Annotated in this window: 15 protein-coding genes and 4 tRNA genes; 5 read left to right on the top strand and 14 right to left on the bottom strand. The window is 53.2% G+C overall.

The genetic code is table 11. From position 1 onward, the window contains the following. Positions 1 to 5: 5 nt before the first annotated feature. From QWJ10_RS06065 to QWJ10_RS06040, 6 genes are all read right to left on the bottom strand, one after another. Positions 6 to 1,133: a GNAT family N-acetyltransferase gene (locus QWJ10_RS06065; RefSeq protein ID WP_010795104.1), complete on the bottom strand. Its 1,128-nt coding sequence runs from the start codon at positions 1,131 to 1,133 to the stop codon at positions 6 to 8. A 177-nt stretch (positions 1,134 to 1,310) separates the two neighbouring features. Further along, a tRNA-Glu gene (locus tag QWJ10_RS06060) sits at positions 1,311 to 1,386 on the bottom strand. A 42-nt stretch (positions 1,387 to 1,428) separates the two neighbouring features. Continuing rightward, positions 1,429 to 1,504: transfer RNA gene (locus tag QWJ10_RS06055), tRNA-Ala, on the bottom strand. Positions 1,505 to 1,539: 35 nt separating this feature from the next. Beyond that, positions 1,540 to 1,615: transfer RNA gene (locus QWJ10_RS06050), tRNA-Glu, on the bottom strand. A gap of 43 nt (positions 1,616 to 1,658) precedes the next feature. Beyond that, positions 1,659 to 1,734 (bottom strand) — tRNA-Ala (locus tag QWJ10_RS06045). Positions 1,735 to 2,049: 315 nt separating this feature from the next. Continuing rightward, a complete protein-coding gene (locus QWJ10_RS06040; protein WP_019365325.1) occupies positions 2,050 to 3,171 on the bottom strand; it encodes a beta-ketoacyl-ACP synthase III in 1,122 nt (373 codons plus the stop codon). Positions 3,172 to 3,525: 354 nt separating this feature from the next. Here QWJ10_RS06040 and QWJ10_RS06035 point away from each other — a divergent pair, with 354 nt between their 5' ends. Beyond that, a complete protein-coding gene (locus QWJ10_RS06035; protein WP_289924784.1) occupies positions 3,526 to 4,797 on the top strand; it encodes a putative porin in 1,272 nt (423 codons plus the stop codon). A 72-nt stretch (positions 4,798 to 4,869) separates the two neighbouring features. Here QWJ10_RS06035 and QWJ10_RS06030 read toward each other — a convergent pair whose 3' ends face one another. The 3 genes from QWJ10_RS06030 to QWJ10_RS06020 form a co-directional block, all read right to left on the bottom strand. After that, the gene (locus tag QWJ10_RS06030) at positions 4,870 to 5,196 is read right to left on the bottom strand and encodes a hypothetical protein (RefSeq protein WP_019367132.1); all 327 of its coding nucleotides are present in this window, start codon (positions 5,194 to 5,196) and stop codon (positions 4,870 to 4,872) included. Between the two features lie 120 nt (positions 5,197 to 5,316). After that, positions 5,317 to 6,309: a TRAP transporter substrate-binding protein gene (locus QWJ10_RS06025; protein WP_026004138.1), complete on the bottom strand. Its 993-nt coding sequence runs from the start codon at positions 6,307 to 6,309 to the stop codon at positions 5,317 to 5,319. 335 nt (positions 6,310 to 6,644) lie between these two features. Then, positions 6,645 to 6,821 (bottom strand): hypothetical protein, encoded by a 177-nt coding sequence (locus tag QWJ10_RS06020; RefSeq protein ID WP_019367134.1) that lies wholly within the window; start codon positions 6,819 to 6,821, stop codon positions 6,645 to 6,647. 140 nt (positions 6,822 to 6,961) lie between these two features. Here QWJ10_RS06020 and QWJ10_RS06015 point away from each other — a divergent pair, with 140 nt between their 5' ends. Continuing rightward, a complete protein-coding gene (locus QWJ10_RS06015; protein ID WP_125888240.1) occupies positions 6,962 to 7,741 on the top strand; it encodes a transporter substrate-binding domain-containing protein in 780 nt (259 codons plus the stop codon). Between the two features lie 54 nt (positions 7,742 to 7,795). Here the strand turns inward: QWJ10_RS06015 and QWJ10_RS06010 are convergent, their stop codons facing one another. Then, positions 7,796 to 8,125, bottom strand: coding sequence for a DnaJ family domain-containing protein (locus QWJ10_RS06010; protein ID WP_289924779.1), 330 nt, complete (start codon positions 8,123 to 8,125; stop codon positions 7,796 to 7,798). Between the two features lie 173 nt (positions 8,126 to 8,298). On the opposite strand from QWJ10_RS06010, the gene QWJ10_RS06005 reads away from it, so the two are divergent. Further along, the gene (locus QWJ10_RS06005) at positions 8,299 to 9,129 is read left to right on the top strand and encodes an AraC family transcriptional regulator (protein ID WP_289924777.1); all 831 of its coding nucleotides are present in this window, start codon (positions 8,299 to 8,301) and stop codon (positions 9,127 to 9,129) included. Between the two features lie 15 nt (positions 9,130 to 9,144). Here the strand turns inward: QWJ10_RS06005 and QWJ10_RS06000 are convergent, their stop codons facing one another. The 3 genes from QWJ10_RS06000 to QWJ10_RS05990 all read right to left on the bottom strand — a co-directional run bounded on the left by QWJ10_RS06000 (position 9,145) and on the right by QWJ10_RS05990 (position 11,138). Beyond that, positions 9,145 to 9,732, bottom strand: coding sequence for a LysE family translocator (locus tag QWJ10_RS06000; RefSeq protein WP_289924776.1), 588 nt, complete (start codon positions 9,730 to 9,732; stop codon positions 9,145 to 9,147). An 87-nt stretch (positions 9,733 to 9,819) separates the two neighbouring features. Continuing rightward, a complete protein-coding gene (locus QWJ10_RS05995; protein ID WP_289925077.1) occupies positions 9,820 to 10,200 on the bottom strand; it encodes a hypothetical protein in 381 nt (126 codons plus the stop codon). Positions 10,201 to 10,454: 254 nt separating this feature from the next. Then, complete coding sequence (locus QWJ10_RS05990; protein WP_289924775.1) at positions 10,455 to 11,138, bottom strand: NAD(P)/FAD-dependent oxidoreductase; 684 nt, start codon at positions 11,136 to 11,138, stop codon at positions 10,455 to 10,457. 218 nt (positions 11,139 to 11,356) lie between these two features. On the opposite strand from QWJ10_RS05990, the gene QWJ10_RS05985 reads away from it, so the two are divergent. Both QWJ10_RS05985 and QWJ10_RS05980 read left to right on the top strand, forming a co-directional pair. After that, entirely contained in the window at positions 11,357 to 11,758 is a 402-nt protein-coding gene (locus QWJ10_RS05985) for a DUF4878 domain-containing protein (RefSeq protein WP_010795115.1), read from the top strand. 50 nt (positions 11,759 to 11,808) lie between these two features. After that, positions 11,809 to 12,426: a YiiX/YebB-like N1pC/P60 family cysteine hydrolase gene (locus tag QWJ10_RS05980; protein WP_033353075.1), complete on the top strand. Its 618-nt coding sequence runs from the start codon at positions 11,809 to 11,811 to the stop codon at positions 12,424 to 12,426. 47 nt (positions 12,427 to 12,473) lie between these two features. On the opposite strand, the gene hrpA is transcribed toward QWJ10_RS05980, so the two are convergent. Then, positions 12,474 to 16,502 (bottom strand): ATP-dependent RNA helicase HrpA, encoded by a 4,029-nt coding sequence (gene hrpA, locus QWJ10_RS05975; protein ID WP_289924769.1) that lies wholly within the window; start codon positions 16,500 to 16,502, stop codon positions 12,474 to 12,476. Positions 16,503 to 16,598: the final 96 nt, after the last annotated feature.

The raw sequence follows: 16,598 nt of genomic DNA, 5'->3' as shown, positions 1-16,598 counted from the left end.
TACACTTAGCCGTCCTGGCGGAACGGCAATGCGTCTGTAGCGGCCTGCGCATAACGCTTGATGCCTTCGCGCTCCTGATCCAGGAACCCGCTCACGGCCTCACGAAGCCCAGGGTGTACCAGATAGTGCCATGAATGGGTAAAGACCGGCTCAAACCCCCGAACCAGCTTGTGCTCTCCTTGCGCGCCCGCATCAAAGCGGGTCAGCCCTTCACTAATGGCATGATCAATCCCTTGATAGAAACATGTCTCAAAATGCAGCCGGTCAAACTCGGCCAGACAGCCCCAGTAACGTCCGTAAAGAGTCTTTTCATCGCACAGGTAAAATGCCATAGCCACAGGTCGGTTCTCCTGACGAGCCAGGACAACGCGAATGGCCTCAGGCATGCGCTCAGCCAGTTCGCTGAAGAACTCACGGGTCAGGTAGGGATCCTGCCCTCTTACGGCGTACGTATTGGCATAACAGGCATAGACAAAATCCCATTCCTGCTCAGTAAGCGACCCGCCCTCTCGCCATTCAAAATCGATACCTTGCCCTGCAACTTGCTCACGCTCCTTGCGAAGCTGCTTGCGCTTACGTGACGCCAGCGCATCCAGGAAGTCCTGGAAATCCCGATACCCTCTGTTGTGCCAATGAAACTGACACCCAAGCCGTTCGAGCCAGCCTTCCCGATCAGTCAACAAGTGATCTGTCGCTTCGTTGGTAAAATTGACATGCAGACTCGAAAGTCCGCGGCCCTCCAGCTTGCTGGTCACTACATGCAGTAGCTCCTCACAAGCTGTACGCTCCCCTAGCAGACGAGCGCCTCCTACCGGGGAAAAGGGAACAGCGGCAAGAAGCTTCGGGTAATAATCAATACCCGCACGGTGGCAGGCATCAGCCCAGGCCCAGTCAAATACGTACTCTCCATAGGAGTGGTACTTTATGTAGGCGGGCATGGCCGCTCTCAACGTACCCTCTAGATCACGCACAATATAGTGCGCAGGCTTCCAGCCCGTACGACGACCTACGCTTCCACTGATCTCCAGAGCATGTAGAAATTCATGCCGCATAAACGGCTGGTTATCCGGTAACAGCGCATTCCACGCCTGCGCAGGCAGCTCGGACAGGTTATCTAGCCGCTCGATAATCACTGATATCCCCTGTTGATTCACTGGCCTATCGGGCAAGACCTGATTCGAATAGTGACCTATTGTTTAGTCTGCTTAAACAGGTTTATTCGTCAGTCAGCCTCGTACGGCTGATATGACCGCTAAAAGGACAAAATTGCAGGCGAAAAAAAACCGCCTATAAAGGCGGTTTAATAAAGATGGCGTCCCCTAGGGGACTCGAACCCCTGTTACCGCCGTGAAAGGGCGGTGTCCTAGGCCACTAGACGAAGGGGACAAAACCTTCGATTGAAACCAGCACTTGCTGGCCCTAGAAATTTGGTGGAGCTAGACGGGATCGAACCGTCGACCTCTTGCATGCCATGCAAGCGCTCTCCCAGCTGAGCTATAGCCCCGTAACACAGTGCCACTTTAAACAAGTAGCTATATATGGCGTCCCCTAGGGGACTCGAACCCCTGTTACCGCCGTGAAAGGGCGGTGTCCTAGGCCACTAGACGAAGGGGACGAAACCTTCGATTAAAACCAGCCATTGGCTGATTCTGGGAATTTGGTGGAGCTAGACGGGATCGAACCGTCGACCTCTTGCATGCCATGCAAGCGCTCTCCCAGCTGAGCTATAGCCCCGTCGCTAAGACGGTGCGAATCTTAAGAGGCCCCGGTGTTTGTGTCAACGATATTTATGCATTCTTTTAAAATATTTTGCTGAATACACAAATACTTATGATCGAACCGGCTCTTTACGAAGCTCGCCCTGTCTATGCGTATATCCATATAGATCGGACAGAAACGGCATTTCTTTAGCTCATAAAAAAGCCCCGACAAGCGGGGCAAAAAGAACTAATGAACTTGCGCTAGCCCGTCAGCAGCGCGCTGACAGTCAGGTGAGCTATTTACCTCAGCTGCATGACAGGCTGATGACGCCGCCTGCCGCGCTGATGCTCAGCGCTTGCGTAGCACCACGGAGCCAATGGAGTAACCAGCGCCGAAGGAGCTGAGTACTCCAAGGTCACCTGCCGTCAGGTCATCCTGATTCAGGTGAAGCGCAATCACCGAGCCCGCAGAGCTGGTATTGGCATAGGTATCCAGAATGACAGGCGCTTCATCTGGCTTAGCGTCACGCCCAAGCAGCTTTCGGACGATCAACTGATTCATATTCAGATTGGCCTGGTGTAACCAAAACCGCCGCACCTGCTCGACCGGAATGTTCAGTTCAGCCAGATGCTCGGCGATCAAATCGGCCACCATGGGGCATACTTCCTTGAATACCTTGCGCCCTTCCTGAACAAACAACTTATCCGGATTACTCATCCCCTCTTCCGCAGCGCGGTTGAGAAAACCAAAATTGTTACGGATATTGTTGGAGAACTGAGTCAGCAGCTTGGTCCCCAGAATATCGAACTGATGAGGAGACGCTGCCAGATCAGCCCGCTCGATGATCATGGCGGTAGCCGCATCGCCAAAAATGAAGTGACTATCTCGGTCTCTGAAATTCAAATGACCGGTACAGATTTCGGGATCCACCAGCAAAATCGCGCGAGCCTGCCCGAGTTGTACGCTATTGGCAGCTGTCTGCAGTCCAAACGTAGCCGATGAGCATGCCACGTTCATATCAAAACCAAATCCATTGATGCCAAGCGCCGCCTGCACTTCAATGGCGACCGCAGGATAAGGTCGTTGCAGGTTGGAGCAGGCTACGATAACCCCATCAATGTCTGCTGGCGTCTTCCCTGCTCGCTCCAAGGCTTCCCGCGCCGCGCTCACGCTCATCTCACACAGTACAGACCATTGATCATTACTGCGCTCAGGAATACGAGGCACCATGCGGACAGGATCTAGAATCCCATCCTTGTCAATGACATAACGGCTCTTGATTCCTGACGCCTTTTCAATAAAGGCCGAGCTGGATTCCTGCTTGGCCTCTTGCTCGCCTCGTGCTATCGCGTCGGCATGTTCCGTATTGTACTGATGAACATAGGCATTGAAGGAAGCGACCAACTCGTCATTGGAGATGCTGTTCGGCGGGGTATACAGGCCGGTACCGCTAATGACTGCCTGATGCACGATCATTCCTCTGATTTTTTATAAAATAAGCCGCTATTGTGCCGTAAATCTAGGCCAAACCCTATTGGCTTATCAGGCTGCCTAAATAGATGTTTTTTGCTGACTTTCCGCCTCAGCACCTATCTCCCTAACAAGTCGGCTTCCTCACCAGAGAGAACATGAAGAGCGCTAACGATATTTAGTTTTTCATTTTTTCTTCATCGCTCTAAAACCAATCTGTAACCGATCCGTCATGAGCGGCGGTAATACTGGCGCCGCTTTCGAATCGACCTGAGTCGATCACTGGAGCGGCCCTGAAAGCCGACTCGTTCAGCGGTGGCGCACGTCGCCCTTATAAAATACGGAGATTGAGATATGCGTCTTTTTTCAGTAGGAACAGCCTCAGGTCTTTGTGGCGGCCTTCTATTGGCTATGAGCATTCCTGCCCATGCGGCGGTTGACGCCAAGCTACTGGATATGTTGAGAGCCAACGGCTCGATTACTCCGGCTCAGTACACTGAATTGAAAGCCGATCTGGATAACGAGACGCGCGCAGAACAGGCGAAGGTTGCTCAGCAGCAGAAACTGTCCTCGTTTGAAGAAAAACTGGCCTGGGCAGCCAAAACCCAGATCAAAGGCGACGTACGTGTGCGTCATGAAAGTATCGATATCAGCGGTGAACCTGATAATGGTCGCGACCGAGATCGCCAGCGCATTCGTGCCCGTTTAGGCGCCTATAGCCAGATCAATCCACAAGTTGATGCCGGCATCCGGATCGCCACAGGCGGCAGTGAAGATGCCCGATCCACCAACCAAGACTTGAACGACTATTTTGAAAAGAAACAGTTGTGGCTGGATTTGGCTTATATCGACTTCCACCCGACTGCTGTGCCGAACCTTCATCTGATTGGTGGAAAAATGCTGCAACCTTGGGTCAGCATGGGCGATGTAATTTGGGATGGCGATATCAACCCAGAAGGTTTAGCGGCGATGTACAAGTATCCCTTGGGCTCAACTGAGCTGTTTGGTAGTGCTGGGTATTACACACTTGAAGACAACGTCGATGGCGAAGGCTACGAGTTCAAGCATGACATGCGCATGTATGCCGGCCAGATCGGAGCACGCTTTGCGCCTACTGATAACCTAAAGGTTACAGTCGGTGGCAGCCTCTACTCTTATGACAACGGCAAAGACGCTACCTGTGGTGGCAGCGCCACATTGCCTTGTGCTCTACGCGCCAATGGTAACGCCACGGACGAATTCAACCTGTACGAAGGTTTTGGTCAAGTCGATATTGGTGGCTTGGCCATTCCATTGTCGCTATACGGCCAGTATGTTGTTAACAGCGAGGCCGACGATAACGACACCGCTTGGTTGGCAGGCCTGAAAACCAAGGCTTACGGTATTGGCTTCGATTACAACTATCGCGACGTTCAGCGTAACGCCGTAGTGGGTGCGTTTACCGACTCCGACTTTGCTAATGGCTATGTCGGCTCTCGTGGGCACAAGTTCAAGGTCAGCTACGATATCGACAAGAACTTTGGCCTTGGCGCGACCTATTTTATGGCCGAATCTGACTTTGCTAGCCGCACCAAGCGTGATGCTGACGTTGATACCTTGCAGTTGGATCTTGAAGCCAAGTTCTAAGCCATCAGCTTCTGGCTTTTCGTAGCAAACAAGCGCCTGAAAATGGCGCTTGTTTTTTATAATGAGAAAAAATTACTGCTTGCGACATACCAGCTTGGCCTTGGTCGGCGTCTCGGCAGACTTGCCCGGCATACGCAGTGTTGCCGACTTGCCCGGCTCAATTACAGGCTCTTCCTGTTCGCTGTCCTTAGGCCCATGTGCCTGTAACCAGCATTTGACTGGTGTCTTTTCGTTATTGGTTAACGTGATGGTCTGAGGCGCATCATTAGGTAATTCCTGACTGGAAGATTCAGCCAGAATATTGAGATCCCCTACATCTTGGTCAAGCTCAAGGCCTTGAGCCAGGCACACTGCGGGCATTATCGAGGCAGCGAAAACGAACGAAATAATTTTACGCATAGTGTTTCCCCATAAGGACCTATACGTTTGGGCACCGAAGTGAGCGCACTGTTCATTTTTGAAGCCTCCCAACCCTGCCTGCTGCAAGGTTGGGAGATACAGCTAACTATGTGTCGGGTATCACCGATTGACGAGCTGTGCCGCTCGAATGACATCGGCTCCAATCTCAGGCTCGTATTTCTTCACCAATGGCTGCATCGCCTCCCTCCATGCCTGCCGCTCGGATGGCGTCAACGTAACCAGCTTGCTGGTACCTGAGCCCAAAATGTTGTCACGATCCTTGTTATTAATCGCCTCAGCTTCCTTATTAACAAACTGCGTCACTTCGTCAGAAATCTGCTCAAGCTGAGTGCGGACGCCAAAGGGCAGCGAGTTCCAGAACTTCGAGTTAGTGATCAGCATATACACCAGCACGCCATGATTACTTTCAGTAATGTATGGCTGAACGGTGTTGAGCTTTTGGCTGTAAAGGTTAGACCAAGTGTTTTCCGTACCCTGTACCTGCCCACTCTGGAGAGCCTTAAAGGACTGGCTGAATGGCAGTTTCAGTGCCGATGCTCCGATCTGTTTGAACTGATCCTCCAGCAGAGTGGAAGCCTGAATTCGGAACGCCAGTCCGTGCGCGTCTGCTGGCTTGCGCAGCTCGCGATTGGCAGAAAACTGCTTCATGCCGTTATTCCAGAACGCCAGCCCATAAATGCCCTGGCCGGCCATGGAGCCTAGAAGCTCACGACTTTTGTCCCGCTTCTCGAAGCGCTTGACGGCCTCAAGGTCATCGAACAGGAACGGCATATCAAAAATTTCGAGCTGCTTGGTGTACTGGTCGAATTTGGAGACCGAAGGCGCCAGCATCTGAACTTCGTTACGCTGCAGGGCGTCGAGCTCATCGGCATCGCCGTACAATGTCGAGTTCGGATAGACCTCGATTTTCACTTTGCCTGCCAGACGCTCCTGAACAAGCTTCTGGAATAGACGAGCACCCTTCCCTTTAGGCGTATCGTCCGTTACGACATGCGAAAACTTGATAACAATGGGCTCTTCGGCTACTGCCGGAGTTACATAAGCAACAGCGATTGATGCCGCAAACAGTGTCGTAGCGACAAACTTGAACATAGTCTTCCCTTCTAACTCCGTGAAAGGGGCATGTTTCTTATTACGCAAGGGTGGGTAATCGGCATAAAAGATCCAAAATCTGTTCACTGACATTTATTTTTCTTTTGTGACCGTTTTGGTCTTGTTTACCCGTGGCCTGTCGCGACAAAAAGCTCCCCAATGATTAATCAGACCGTTCCGATCCCTAGTCGATAACCGTCTGCCAATCATGATGCAAAAAGCTGGCCTTATCGTAATGACCCATGCATTTGATAGTGGCCCTTATAAGGAAAGAAACAGAAGACTGTGCGAAACGTCCTCAACAGCTTGACTCGAAACGTTGAGGACGATGGGCTTTAGCGCTCTTCCTCACTCTCGTCCATTTGACTTTCATCGCCCACTGACTCGATGAAATCTTCATCCACGTCATAACTGCCACCAGGCACATTTTCTATCGAGGTGCCGTCTTCCTTTCCAGCGAAGTGAAATGGCATGGCGCGTGTTTCGAATACATTCGACTCGATAAGATGCATGGTCATGTCCTCATAAGTATGCCTACCAACGGTGGACCTGCCTCATACCGGCCAGTTCGACACAGGAAACCCTTGTGAATCGGTTTGTCGCTCGGGTAGCGTGAGCGGTATCAAAAACGACAATAAAAAGGATCGTGACCATGAAGGCATTTGCGGTAGCAGGACTGCTTGTGGCGGCCACCAGCGTCTACGCAGCAGACAGCACCTCGCACCTTGATACGGTTATACAAAAAAAGACACTTCGCGTTTGCACCACAGGCGACTACAAGCCGTACACCTTTCTCCGTGACGACGGCGTATACGAAGGAATTGAGATCACGATGGCCGAGGCACTGGCCAAAAGCCTTGGCGCTGATGTCGAGTGGGTAAAAACCAGTTGGAAGACGTTAATGCCGGACTTTCTGGAGGGCCGCTGCGATATATCGGTAGGAGGCGTATCGATTTCCCTCGAGCGTCAGAAAAAAGCCTTTTTCAGTGACGCCATTACGGTGGATGGAAAGATCCCTCTGGTTCGCTGTGATGATGCCAAACGCTTTGAAACCATTGAGCAGATCAACCAGCCCTCGGTCCGCTTGATAGAGCCGCCAGGTGGTACCAACGAAGCGTTTGCTCACCGCGAGTTACCGCAAGCCCAGTTGAGCCTCTTCAAGGATAACGTCACGATTTTTGAAAAACTTGTCAGCAAGGAAGCCGACGTCATGATTACTGACGCCTCGGAGGCATTGTTTCAACAGAAACGCTACCCCTCCCTGTGCGCAGTTAACCCAGATAAGCCCATGCAGTACAGTGAAAAGGCTTTTCTGCTGCCCAGGGATGATGTCGCCTGGAAAGCTTATATCGATCAATGGCTTCACCTGTACAAAGCGACTGGCGAATATCAGAAGACCGTAGATCATTGGCTGGCCAAGCCTGACGCCTAAAATATTGTGGAGCAGTACGCTATCGGCCGGCCTGCTCCACAGCCTCTGGAGACTTCAACCTCTTCCCATTTGCCTGAGCTTTTCCAGGCGAAAGGCAAGCACCTGCTCCAATGCACTGAGCTTTTTTAATAGTTGCGCTCGCAGGGCTGTATCCTGGGTATTGCTGATTTCCTCCTTCAAACGGGCACGCTGATTAAAGAGTTCAATCTCTTGAGGGGGAATGCCCGCATTCTTTAGGACACGAAACGGCATTCGAAGCCCTTCAGGTGTTTGTAGCCATCCTTCATCGATTTTGGTTGGCTCGCCCTTGCCCTTCACCTGTTTCTGCCAGGCTGCCACCTCTCGCGCAATCCTGCGTTCGATTTCTTGCTCCAGTGTGCTCATAACGACTCCTGGATTAAACTGCCATACCTCTATAGAGCGATTAGGCGCCTCCAATGCTTAATGCTCGGCAGTACAGCCGACAGAATGAAGTTCTTTAGTTGCTCTAACAGAACCTCACAGCATTACCAGAAGCGCTATAGTCATAAGCTGCCGACTACCGCCTGAGGTCCCGCGTGAATTTTGCAGCCGCACAATGCCTAAACTCCCGATTCTGGCGCGACGACGCACTGCCGTTCATCGAGCTTCGTACAGTCAATGATGGTCGTCAGGTAAGTCATGCCAAGCATACGCATGACACCTTCTCCATCGGGGCCATTACGGCGGGTCGAAGTCACTACCTCAATGCCCGAAGCCAAACCCAGATAAGCCAGGGCTCCGTTGTGATAGTAAATCCTGAGACGGTACATGCCTGTAATCCCGTCAAGGGCGAACACTGGGCCTACCAGATGTTTTATATCGATACGCAGTGGCTGGGCAGGCTACAGACGGAGTCTGGATATAGCACGCAGGACTCATTCGTGCCGTTTGATGTCATCCATACGCGCGTACCTGCCCTACACACAGGACTTATCAGGCTGCATGAAACACTGACATCACCATGTAACGACAGGCTTTACAAGCACAGCGCAACCCTCGATTTTTTTCTCCAGCTGCAACGATCGCTTTCGACGCGCTCCGCTAAAGCTCCAGAAATACCCCAGGTACACCTTAAGCGAGCCGCCGACTTTATCCGTGAGCACTGCGCTGAACCGCTGACCCTGGATGACATCGCCACTGCGGCGGAATTGTCGGCGTCCTATCTCATCAGGGCGTTCAAGGATCACTATGGCTTGACGCCCCATGCCTACTTGATCAACCGACGTATCCAGCTCAGCCGCCAATGGCTTCGGCAAGGACACAGTCTTGCTGACGTGGCGATGGCAACCGGTTTCGCTGACCAGGCTCACTTCCAGCGCACTTTCAAACGGCACCTGGCTGCTACGCCTGGGCACTATCGCGGCTGACATTTGCCTTCCTCACTAACCTTGTAAAAGGTATAGGGCACTGGCGACCAGCAACCCTGCCATCATCCGATTCAGGAACCGAACACGAGCCGGTCTTTGCACATAACGGCGCAGAAAACTACCGGTAAATGCCCAGCAGGCAACCGAGCCATAGCAAACAACAAAGTAGAGAATGGCAAACGTCCAGACCATGACCGTATTGCCATCGGCAACGAAAAGCCCCATACCTGCCAACGAGGCCAGCCAGGCTTTAGGGTTCAGCCATTGCATCAGCGCGCCGCGCATCATTGAGGGGCCAGAACCTTCCTCTTTTATATCCAGCACCCCATCATCCATTGCAAGCTGGTAGGCCATATAAAAAAGAAAGGCAACACCACTCCATTGAATGAGCTTGATCAGTTCCGGAATGCGGGCCAGCACTTCGTACAATCCCAGACCAATAAGCAAAAGAAGTGCTGTAAAGCCGGTTGTTGCTCCTGTGACGTGCCTAAGGCTCTTACGAAAGCCATAACAGGCTCCCGAACTTAGGGCTACAAGATTGACGGGACCAGGTGAAATAGAAGAAGCCAGGGCGAAGCCGGCCATGGAAAACAACACGTCCATTGATGTCTGCTCATGTATTCAAGGAACAGACACCATATTTCGCCAGCCTCATGTGGTATTGAATAAAATTACCCTTCTACTGAAGACCTAGTGAATCAACTCAGAGCCGGATATTTCATTATTACTCCAGCCCCAAGTCTTATCTTGCTGGCCGTCCCAGTGATAAAGCGTCTCTTCTCGTCTAGTCGACAGCAGCCATCCTGTTCGAGCGCCTACCAAAGTAGTAACCGCATGCCTGCGTCCAAATACATTGTGACGGGCTAAAAACAAGGCACTGTCACGCAACCAACCAAGGGCCTTGCTATGCGACTGAAACAGTGGAGTTAGAAAACGGCTGGCTTGCCGGTAATAACGTAAATGCTCACGGCGGGCGACACTGTAGCCCTCAAAGACAGTTGGCCAGTGGTCCCGGGAGGACACCGACATATCTACGGCATCGGCCAGCGCAGCGGCATCGACTAACGCCATGTTTGCACCCTGACCCAATTGAGGACTCATTGCATGTGCGCAATCACCGATAGCCAGTACTCACCCATCACTCCAGCGTTGCATCCAGACATCTGCGTAAGCGGCAAATGCTAGTTGCTCTGATTGATTAATGTGTTGCAGGAAAGGCCTTGCGGTTTCGCCAGCCAATTTCACAACCTGCCTTTTCCAGCTATCCAGACCCGCCGCCTGCCATTCGGGATAATCGATGACGGGCAGACTCCAGAACAGGCTGCTCAGCTGGGCATCGCGTTTTGATGCGTACAGCCTGTAGGCATGATTCCGAACATCTCAGAACAGTGTCTGTACCATTGGCGTAACTCTGTAGAGTCCGCGTGTGCTGGCGTCGAGACCATGCTCCACAACGCACCCCATGGGTAGGGTTTGACATGTTGTTTAACAGCCATCTGCCCACGTAATGCCGAACGTGTTCCGTCTGCCAGAATCAACGCAGCAAAATCGCCTAACAAGCTCTCGTTGCCCTGTGCGTCTCGATGAAAAAGCTGGACGTGACTTGGTGTTTGATGAAAACGGGTGATGTCACTGCTGGTTTCTATACTGACGCCTGCATGTCGCGCAGCGTTCAGTAAGGAAGTCATCAGGACGCCGCGGTGAATACCCAATCCAAAACTACCTGGTCTCCAAGCATCATAACGGGTATCCAGAACGACGCGTTTGCCCTGCATGGATGTTCCGTAGAGGCGGCTGACTGGCGCACCTAGAGCAGTACATTCGGTCAGCACGCCCAACGTGTGTAGCACTGCCAACCCCGAAGGTTGCAATAGAATGCCTGCACCAACCGTCCGCAACTCAGGTACACGTTCGAACAGCCTGACCTGATAACCCCTGCGGGCTAGGAAAGTAGCCGTAGCCAAACCTGCGGTACCTGCCCCAACGATCCCTATTGCCACCTTCTCCATAGCCATACTCCTGTTATTGGCTGAGGTACATTCTACGTCTCTCGAACAGCGACGAGTGAGCAGGCTGGCAGCCTGGATTGTCCGCAAATCACTTTTTATGTATCCACACATTGGTGGAGCACGGCTAAATCACGATTAGCTCTCACCTAATACAGGTGTGATTAAGTAAAATCCGCCGCCCTGGATTTCCAGCTACCGATTTACGAAAAGGATTTCATATGTTTCTTATCAAGAAATGGTTCGCTCTGATTTTTGTTGCCTCCTTCCTGGTCGCCTGCTCTGGTGCCAACACCCCGGAAAGCGTTGCGGAGCGCTTCATAAAAGCGGCTTACACCCAAGACCTTGATACCATGATGGATCTGATCGATGTACCCAAGGATGCGGATGCGAACGCAAAGGACTTTGTACGTGGCAAGTTTCAGATGCTGCTTACGGAAAGGGCTAAACAGGCCGAATCACTGGGTGGCGTCAAGAGTATAAAAGCCGAAAAAACAACCTATAACGATGACAAGACACGCGCCGATGTCAGCGTAACGGTTACTTTCAAAAAAGACGGCGAAACCCGTACTGAACACACTCATCTAATTCAGAGCGACGGCGACTGGAAGATCAAGATCTGATTGGACGAGGGCTTTGTCCACATCGGATAAAGCCTTTTGCTATTCGACAGATGAACAGTTTGTGTCGTTGGGCTCTAACAGCCCTGCTGTGCATGGGCCTGGCAATAGCGGCCTACGAAGGCCGCCAGCCTCAGGCATTACCTACCCTCCCCGGGCAGCGCCTGAGCCCGTCGTCACTGGCAGTTGGCGACTGGCTGTTTCGCCTGGGAACATCAACAGACAGTCGAATCGTAGAACAGGTGAGTGGTAGCAGGTTTTCCCACGTAGGCATGGTTGTCGCCACAACACCTACGGTCCTGATCGTTCATGCCACAACAGACGATGATCCTGCACATCCAAACCAAGTCCTGCTTACGCCTTTAGATGAGTTTCTAAAGCCAGACATGGCAAGGCATTTCGCAGTAGCACGGCCGACTTTTTTGAATCCTGAACAAAAGGAACGCATTGCACAGTATCTGAAAAGTACTTTGGGACGAACCTTTGTGCTCGAACCGCGCGACAAGCCCCATCTTTATTGCACAACACTATTGGCTGAAGCGATTGCTACTCAACTACCCTCTTTCGCGCCCCGCTGGACAAGTCTGGATGTCCCAGTTTTCCGAGGTGACTATCTTTTTCCTCAGGCATTCGCGGATTATCCCGGACTTGAATGGATTTACCGCCAGTAACAGGCAGGCAGGGTTGAGCAGCTCAACCCTACTCTTACCGTAAGCCCTTACGCCTCTACGGACTGCCATTGCTTGCTGAGGCGCTTGTCGGAGACAGGCATCTGTGTACCCAGCTGCTGAGCAAACAGCGACACTCGATACTCCTCCAGCATCCATCGATACAAGACTAGATTCTCATCATGCTTGCCCTCTTGAGCATGCTTGGTTGCCCTAGCCTTGTATTGCTCCCAGTAACCCGCCAACTCGCTCGTCCAGACCCGATCCCGCTGAACCTGAGACCCCACCTTGTCCAGACGCTGATCGACAGCCTTGAGATAGCGCGGATACTCCTTAAGCCATTGCAGAGGCGTTTCACGAACAAATCCGGGGTAAACCAGAGCACTGAGCTGTTGCTTGATATCGTTGAGCGCCATAGCCTGAGCCAGATCGATCTTGCCTTTGAATCGCTTCTGCAGGGCATGCCACTGCTTGAGAATCTCCAACACCAATCGTGCCGTACGCTCGGCATGCTCGGTCAGCCCGCCTCGCTTTTTCTCGGCCAGCGAAGCCAAAGCAGCTCCCTCTCGAGGCAACGGCTGTTCACCGTCCAGAATGCAGCTATCAAGGCTGGCCAGAAGAATATCCTCAACCAGTGAGTCGATACGTCCCAGATCTCGATAAAGCAATCCTAGCTCGGTCAGCCCAGGCAGCTTATTGCGCAGGAACTTGACCTGATCGCTCAACTGCTGCAACAAAAGCCGCTGTAGTGCCCGGCGATGCTGGAACTCCGCTTCCGACTGGGTAGAGAACCGACCCTCCTTGACTACACCGTTCTCCTCCACCAGCGCCGGATACACTGTCATGGAGAGACCTGCGATCTTTTGCTGGGCCTGCTGTGGGACGACTGCAAAGGCTTTAGCCTCAACAGGCTTTTGCTGTTCGGCCTTTTGCTGAGGAACGGCCAGAGCGGCCTGGCTGGCTTCGGCAAAGCGGGCTGTCAGCTCTGTGAGGTCACGGCCTTCACCCAAGTACTTGCCGCTGGCATCGACAACCTCGATGTTCATTCGAAGATGCCGATCAAGCAGATTGGCAGCCTCCGGCCAGGCATCTTCAGGTATCCGCGCTCCGGTCATGCGTAACAGCTCACGTCCCAGGCTTTCGTATAACGATCCTTGTCCAAAGGTGATCTTGCTCAATGCTGCCTTGACGAAATCCGGAACCGGAACAAAATTCTTGCGAATCGCCTTGGGCAGGTTGCGCACCAACGCAACGGCCTTGTCGTATAACAACCCTGGCACCAGCCATTCCAGTCGCTCCGGTGGCAATTGTGACAACAGGGGCGCCGGTACACGCAGGGTAACGCCATCGCGTGGCTGGGCGGGGTCAAACTCGTAAGTCAGCGGTAGCTGCAGATCGCCGATACGTAACGTATCTGGATACTGCGCTGCGGTAACCTCGCTGGCCTCACGGGCGAGCACATCCTCCTCGCGCATGATCAGCAGCTGCGGGCTCTTAGCGCTTTCCCGCTTGTACCAGCTGTCAAAGGTTGCTGTCTGGTAAATATCGGCAGGCAAACGAGCCGAGTAATACTCGAACAGCGTCTCTTCATCGGCAAGAATGTCACGCCGACGCGCTTTGGCCTCCAACTCATCAAGTCGCTCCAGCAGTTGGCGATTGGCGCTCAGGCACTTCGCGCGCGACTGGATCTCGCCTCTCACCAAGCCTTCACGGATAAACAACTCACGAGAAACGGCAGGGTCGATAGGCCCATAATGCACGGGCCGTTTGGCTACAATGATCAGCCCATACAGCGTAATCTGCTCGTAGGCAATTACCTGTCCTCGACGCTTCTCCCAATGTGGTTCGAAGTAATTAGCCTTGGTGAGATGGCGCGCCAGCGGCTCGATCCAATCCGCATCGATCTTGGCTACCATGCGCGCAAACAGTTTGGTCGTTTCAACCAGCTCGGCCGCCATTACCCAGTTTGGCTTCTTGCGGCCAATAACACTGGATGGATGAATCCAGAAGCGTCGCTGGCGGGCCCCCTGAAAGTCGCCCTCTTCAGTCTTGTTACCAATTTGGCTTAAGAGACCTGACAGAATGGCCTTGTGCACCGAGGCATAACTTTTCGCCCGCTGTGCAGCCTCGGCCGCTTCGGCCTGCAGGGCAGCTTTGGTGTTGACTTTCTTGTCAGTCGAAGGCGAGCTTTCTTCGATTACAGGCGTCTGAACAACAGGCTGTGCGTCAGCAGGCTTACTCTTGAGCTTGAGCTCCCGGCAGATCAAGGTCAGCTGACGGTGCGCATCTCGCCACTCACGCAGGCGCAAGTAATTGAGAAAATTTCTGCGACACCAGCTACGAAGCGCATTCGAGCCGAGCGCCTGGCGCTGCTCCTCGAAGCCATGCCACAGCTTGATTAGCGCACCGAAGTCCGAGTCTGGATCTTTCCACTGGGCATGAGCCTGATCGGCAGCCTGCTGACGCTCCGCCGGGCGATCACGGGGATCCTGCACAGACAATGCACTGGCTACAATCAGAACGTCGGAAAGACTGCCCTGCTCTGCCGCCTCCAGCAGCATGCGGCCTAGGCGAGGATCGATTGGCAGGCGCGCCAGTTGCCGTCCTAATGCTGTCAGTTGTCCCTGATTCGTTACCGCCGACAGCTCTTGAAGCAGCGTAAAACCATCCTTGATCGCCTTGCCATCCGGTGGCTCGATGAAAGGAAAGTCCTCAATCCGACCGAGCCGCAGGTGCAGCATCTGAAGAATGACCGCGGCCAGATTGGTCCGCAGAATTTCAGGGTCCGTAAAAGCTGGACGTGAAAGAAAATCTTCTTCGCTATACAAACGAATGCAGATACCGGGCTCCACCCGTCCACAGCGCCCCTTACGCTGATTGGCACTGGCTTGGGAAACCGCCTCGATAGGCAGCCGCTGAACCTTCGCTCTATAGCTGTAGCGGCTGATACGAGCCGTGCCGCTGTCAATGACGTAACGGATACCCGGCACAGTCAACGATGTTTCAGCCACGTTGGTCGCCAGGACTACACGCCGCCCGGGATGGGACTGAAAAATCTTCTGTTGTTCGGCGGGCGTAAGCCGCGCGTACAGCGGCAGGATTTCCGTGTGCTTGAGGTTGGCCTTGCGCAGCACTTCGGCTGCATCTCGAATTTCACGCTCCCCTGGCAGGAACACCAATACGTCGCCGGGTCGCTTATGCTCGCTGCGCTCGAACGCTTCCAGCTCATCCAGCGCCGCCAGGATGCCCTGATCAACACTCAGATCGTCTTCCAGGCGTTCGCCATCTTCATCCGTTTCTGCGGCCAAAGGACGATACCAAGTCTCGACCGGATAGGTCCGTCCCGACACTTCGACGATGGGGGCATCGCCGAAATGTTTGGAGAAGCGCTCCAGATCAATGGTCGCTGACGTGATGATCAGCTTGAGATCCGGGCGCCGTGGCAGCAGAGTCTTTAGAAAGCCCAGCAGAAAATCGATGTTCAGACTGCGCTCATGCGCCTCATCGACAATGATTGTGTCATAGCGCTCAAGGTAACGGTCATGCTGGGTTTCAGCCAGGAGAATGCCGTCAGTCATCAGCTTGATCAGGCTGCGCTCATTGGACTGATCCTCAAAGCGCACCTGATAACCTACCAGCTCCCCCAAGGGAGTACCGATTTCTTCAGCAACACGGCTGGCTACACTACGCGCCGCCAGGCGACGCGGCTGAGTATGGCCGATCAGGCCGTGTATACCTCGGCCGATCTCCAGACAGATCTTGGGCAACTGCGTGGTCTTGCCTGAGCCGGTTTCACCGGCGATCACGACTACTTGATGCTTTTCAAGCGCCGCCTTGATCTCTTCGCGCTTGGCGGCGATGGGCAGGTTGTCGTCATAGCGCATGATCGGCACACTGGCACGACGCGCCTCCACTTTGGCGCAGGAGGCCTGAAAGCGCTCTGTCCACTGTGCAAGCCGGGCATCATCAGGCTTCTTGCGCAGGTCACTCAATTGGCGACGCAAGCGGTGCCGATCGGCAGTAAGGGCTTGGTCCAGACGCTTGGAAAGTTGTTCGAAAGACGATGTTTGCTCAGTCATTGAATGCTATATGGCAACCATTTCAAGTAGGAACCTGAAAGGCTGGCTCGGTTCGCCAGTTCAGGCACCTTATAAAGAGAGAGATGGGCATTGTCG

This window comes from Pseudomonas sp. WAC2 (assembly GCF_030403525.1).
Taxonomy (GTDB): Bacteria; Pseudomonadota; Gammaproteobacteria; order Pseudomonadales; family Pseudomonadaceae; genus Chryseomonas; species Chryseomonas luteola.
The sequence above is the reverse complement of the archived record's forward strand: the minus strand, read 5'-3'. Positions and strand labels throughout refer to the sequence as shown.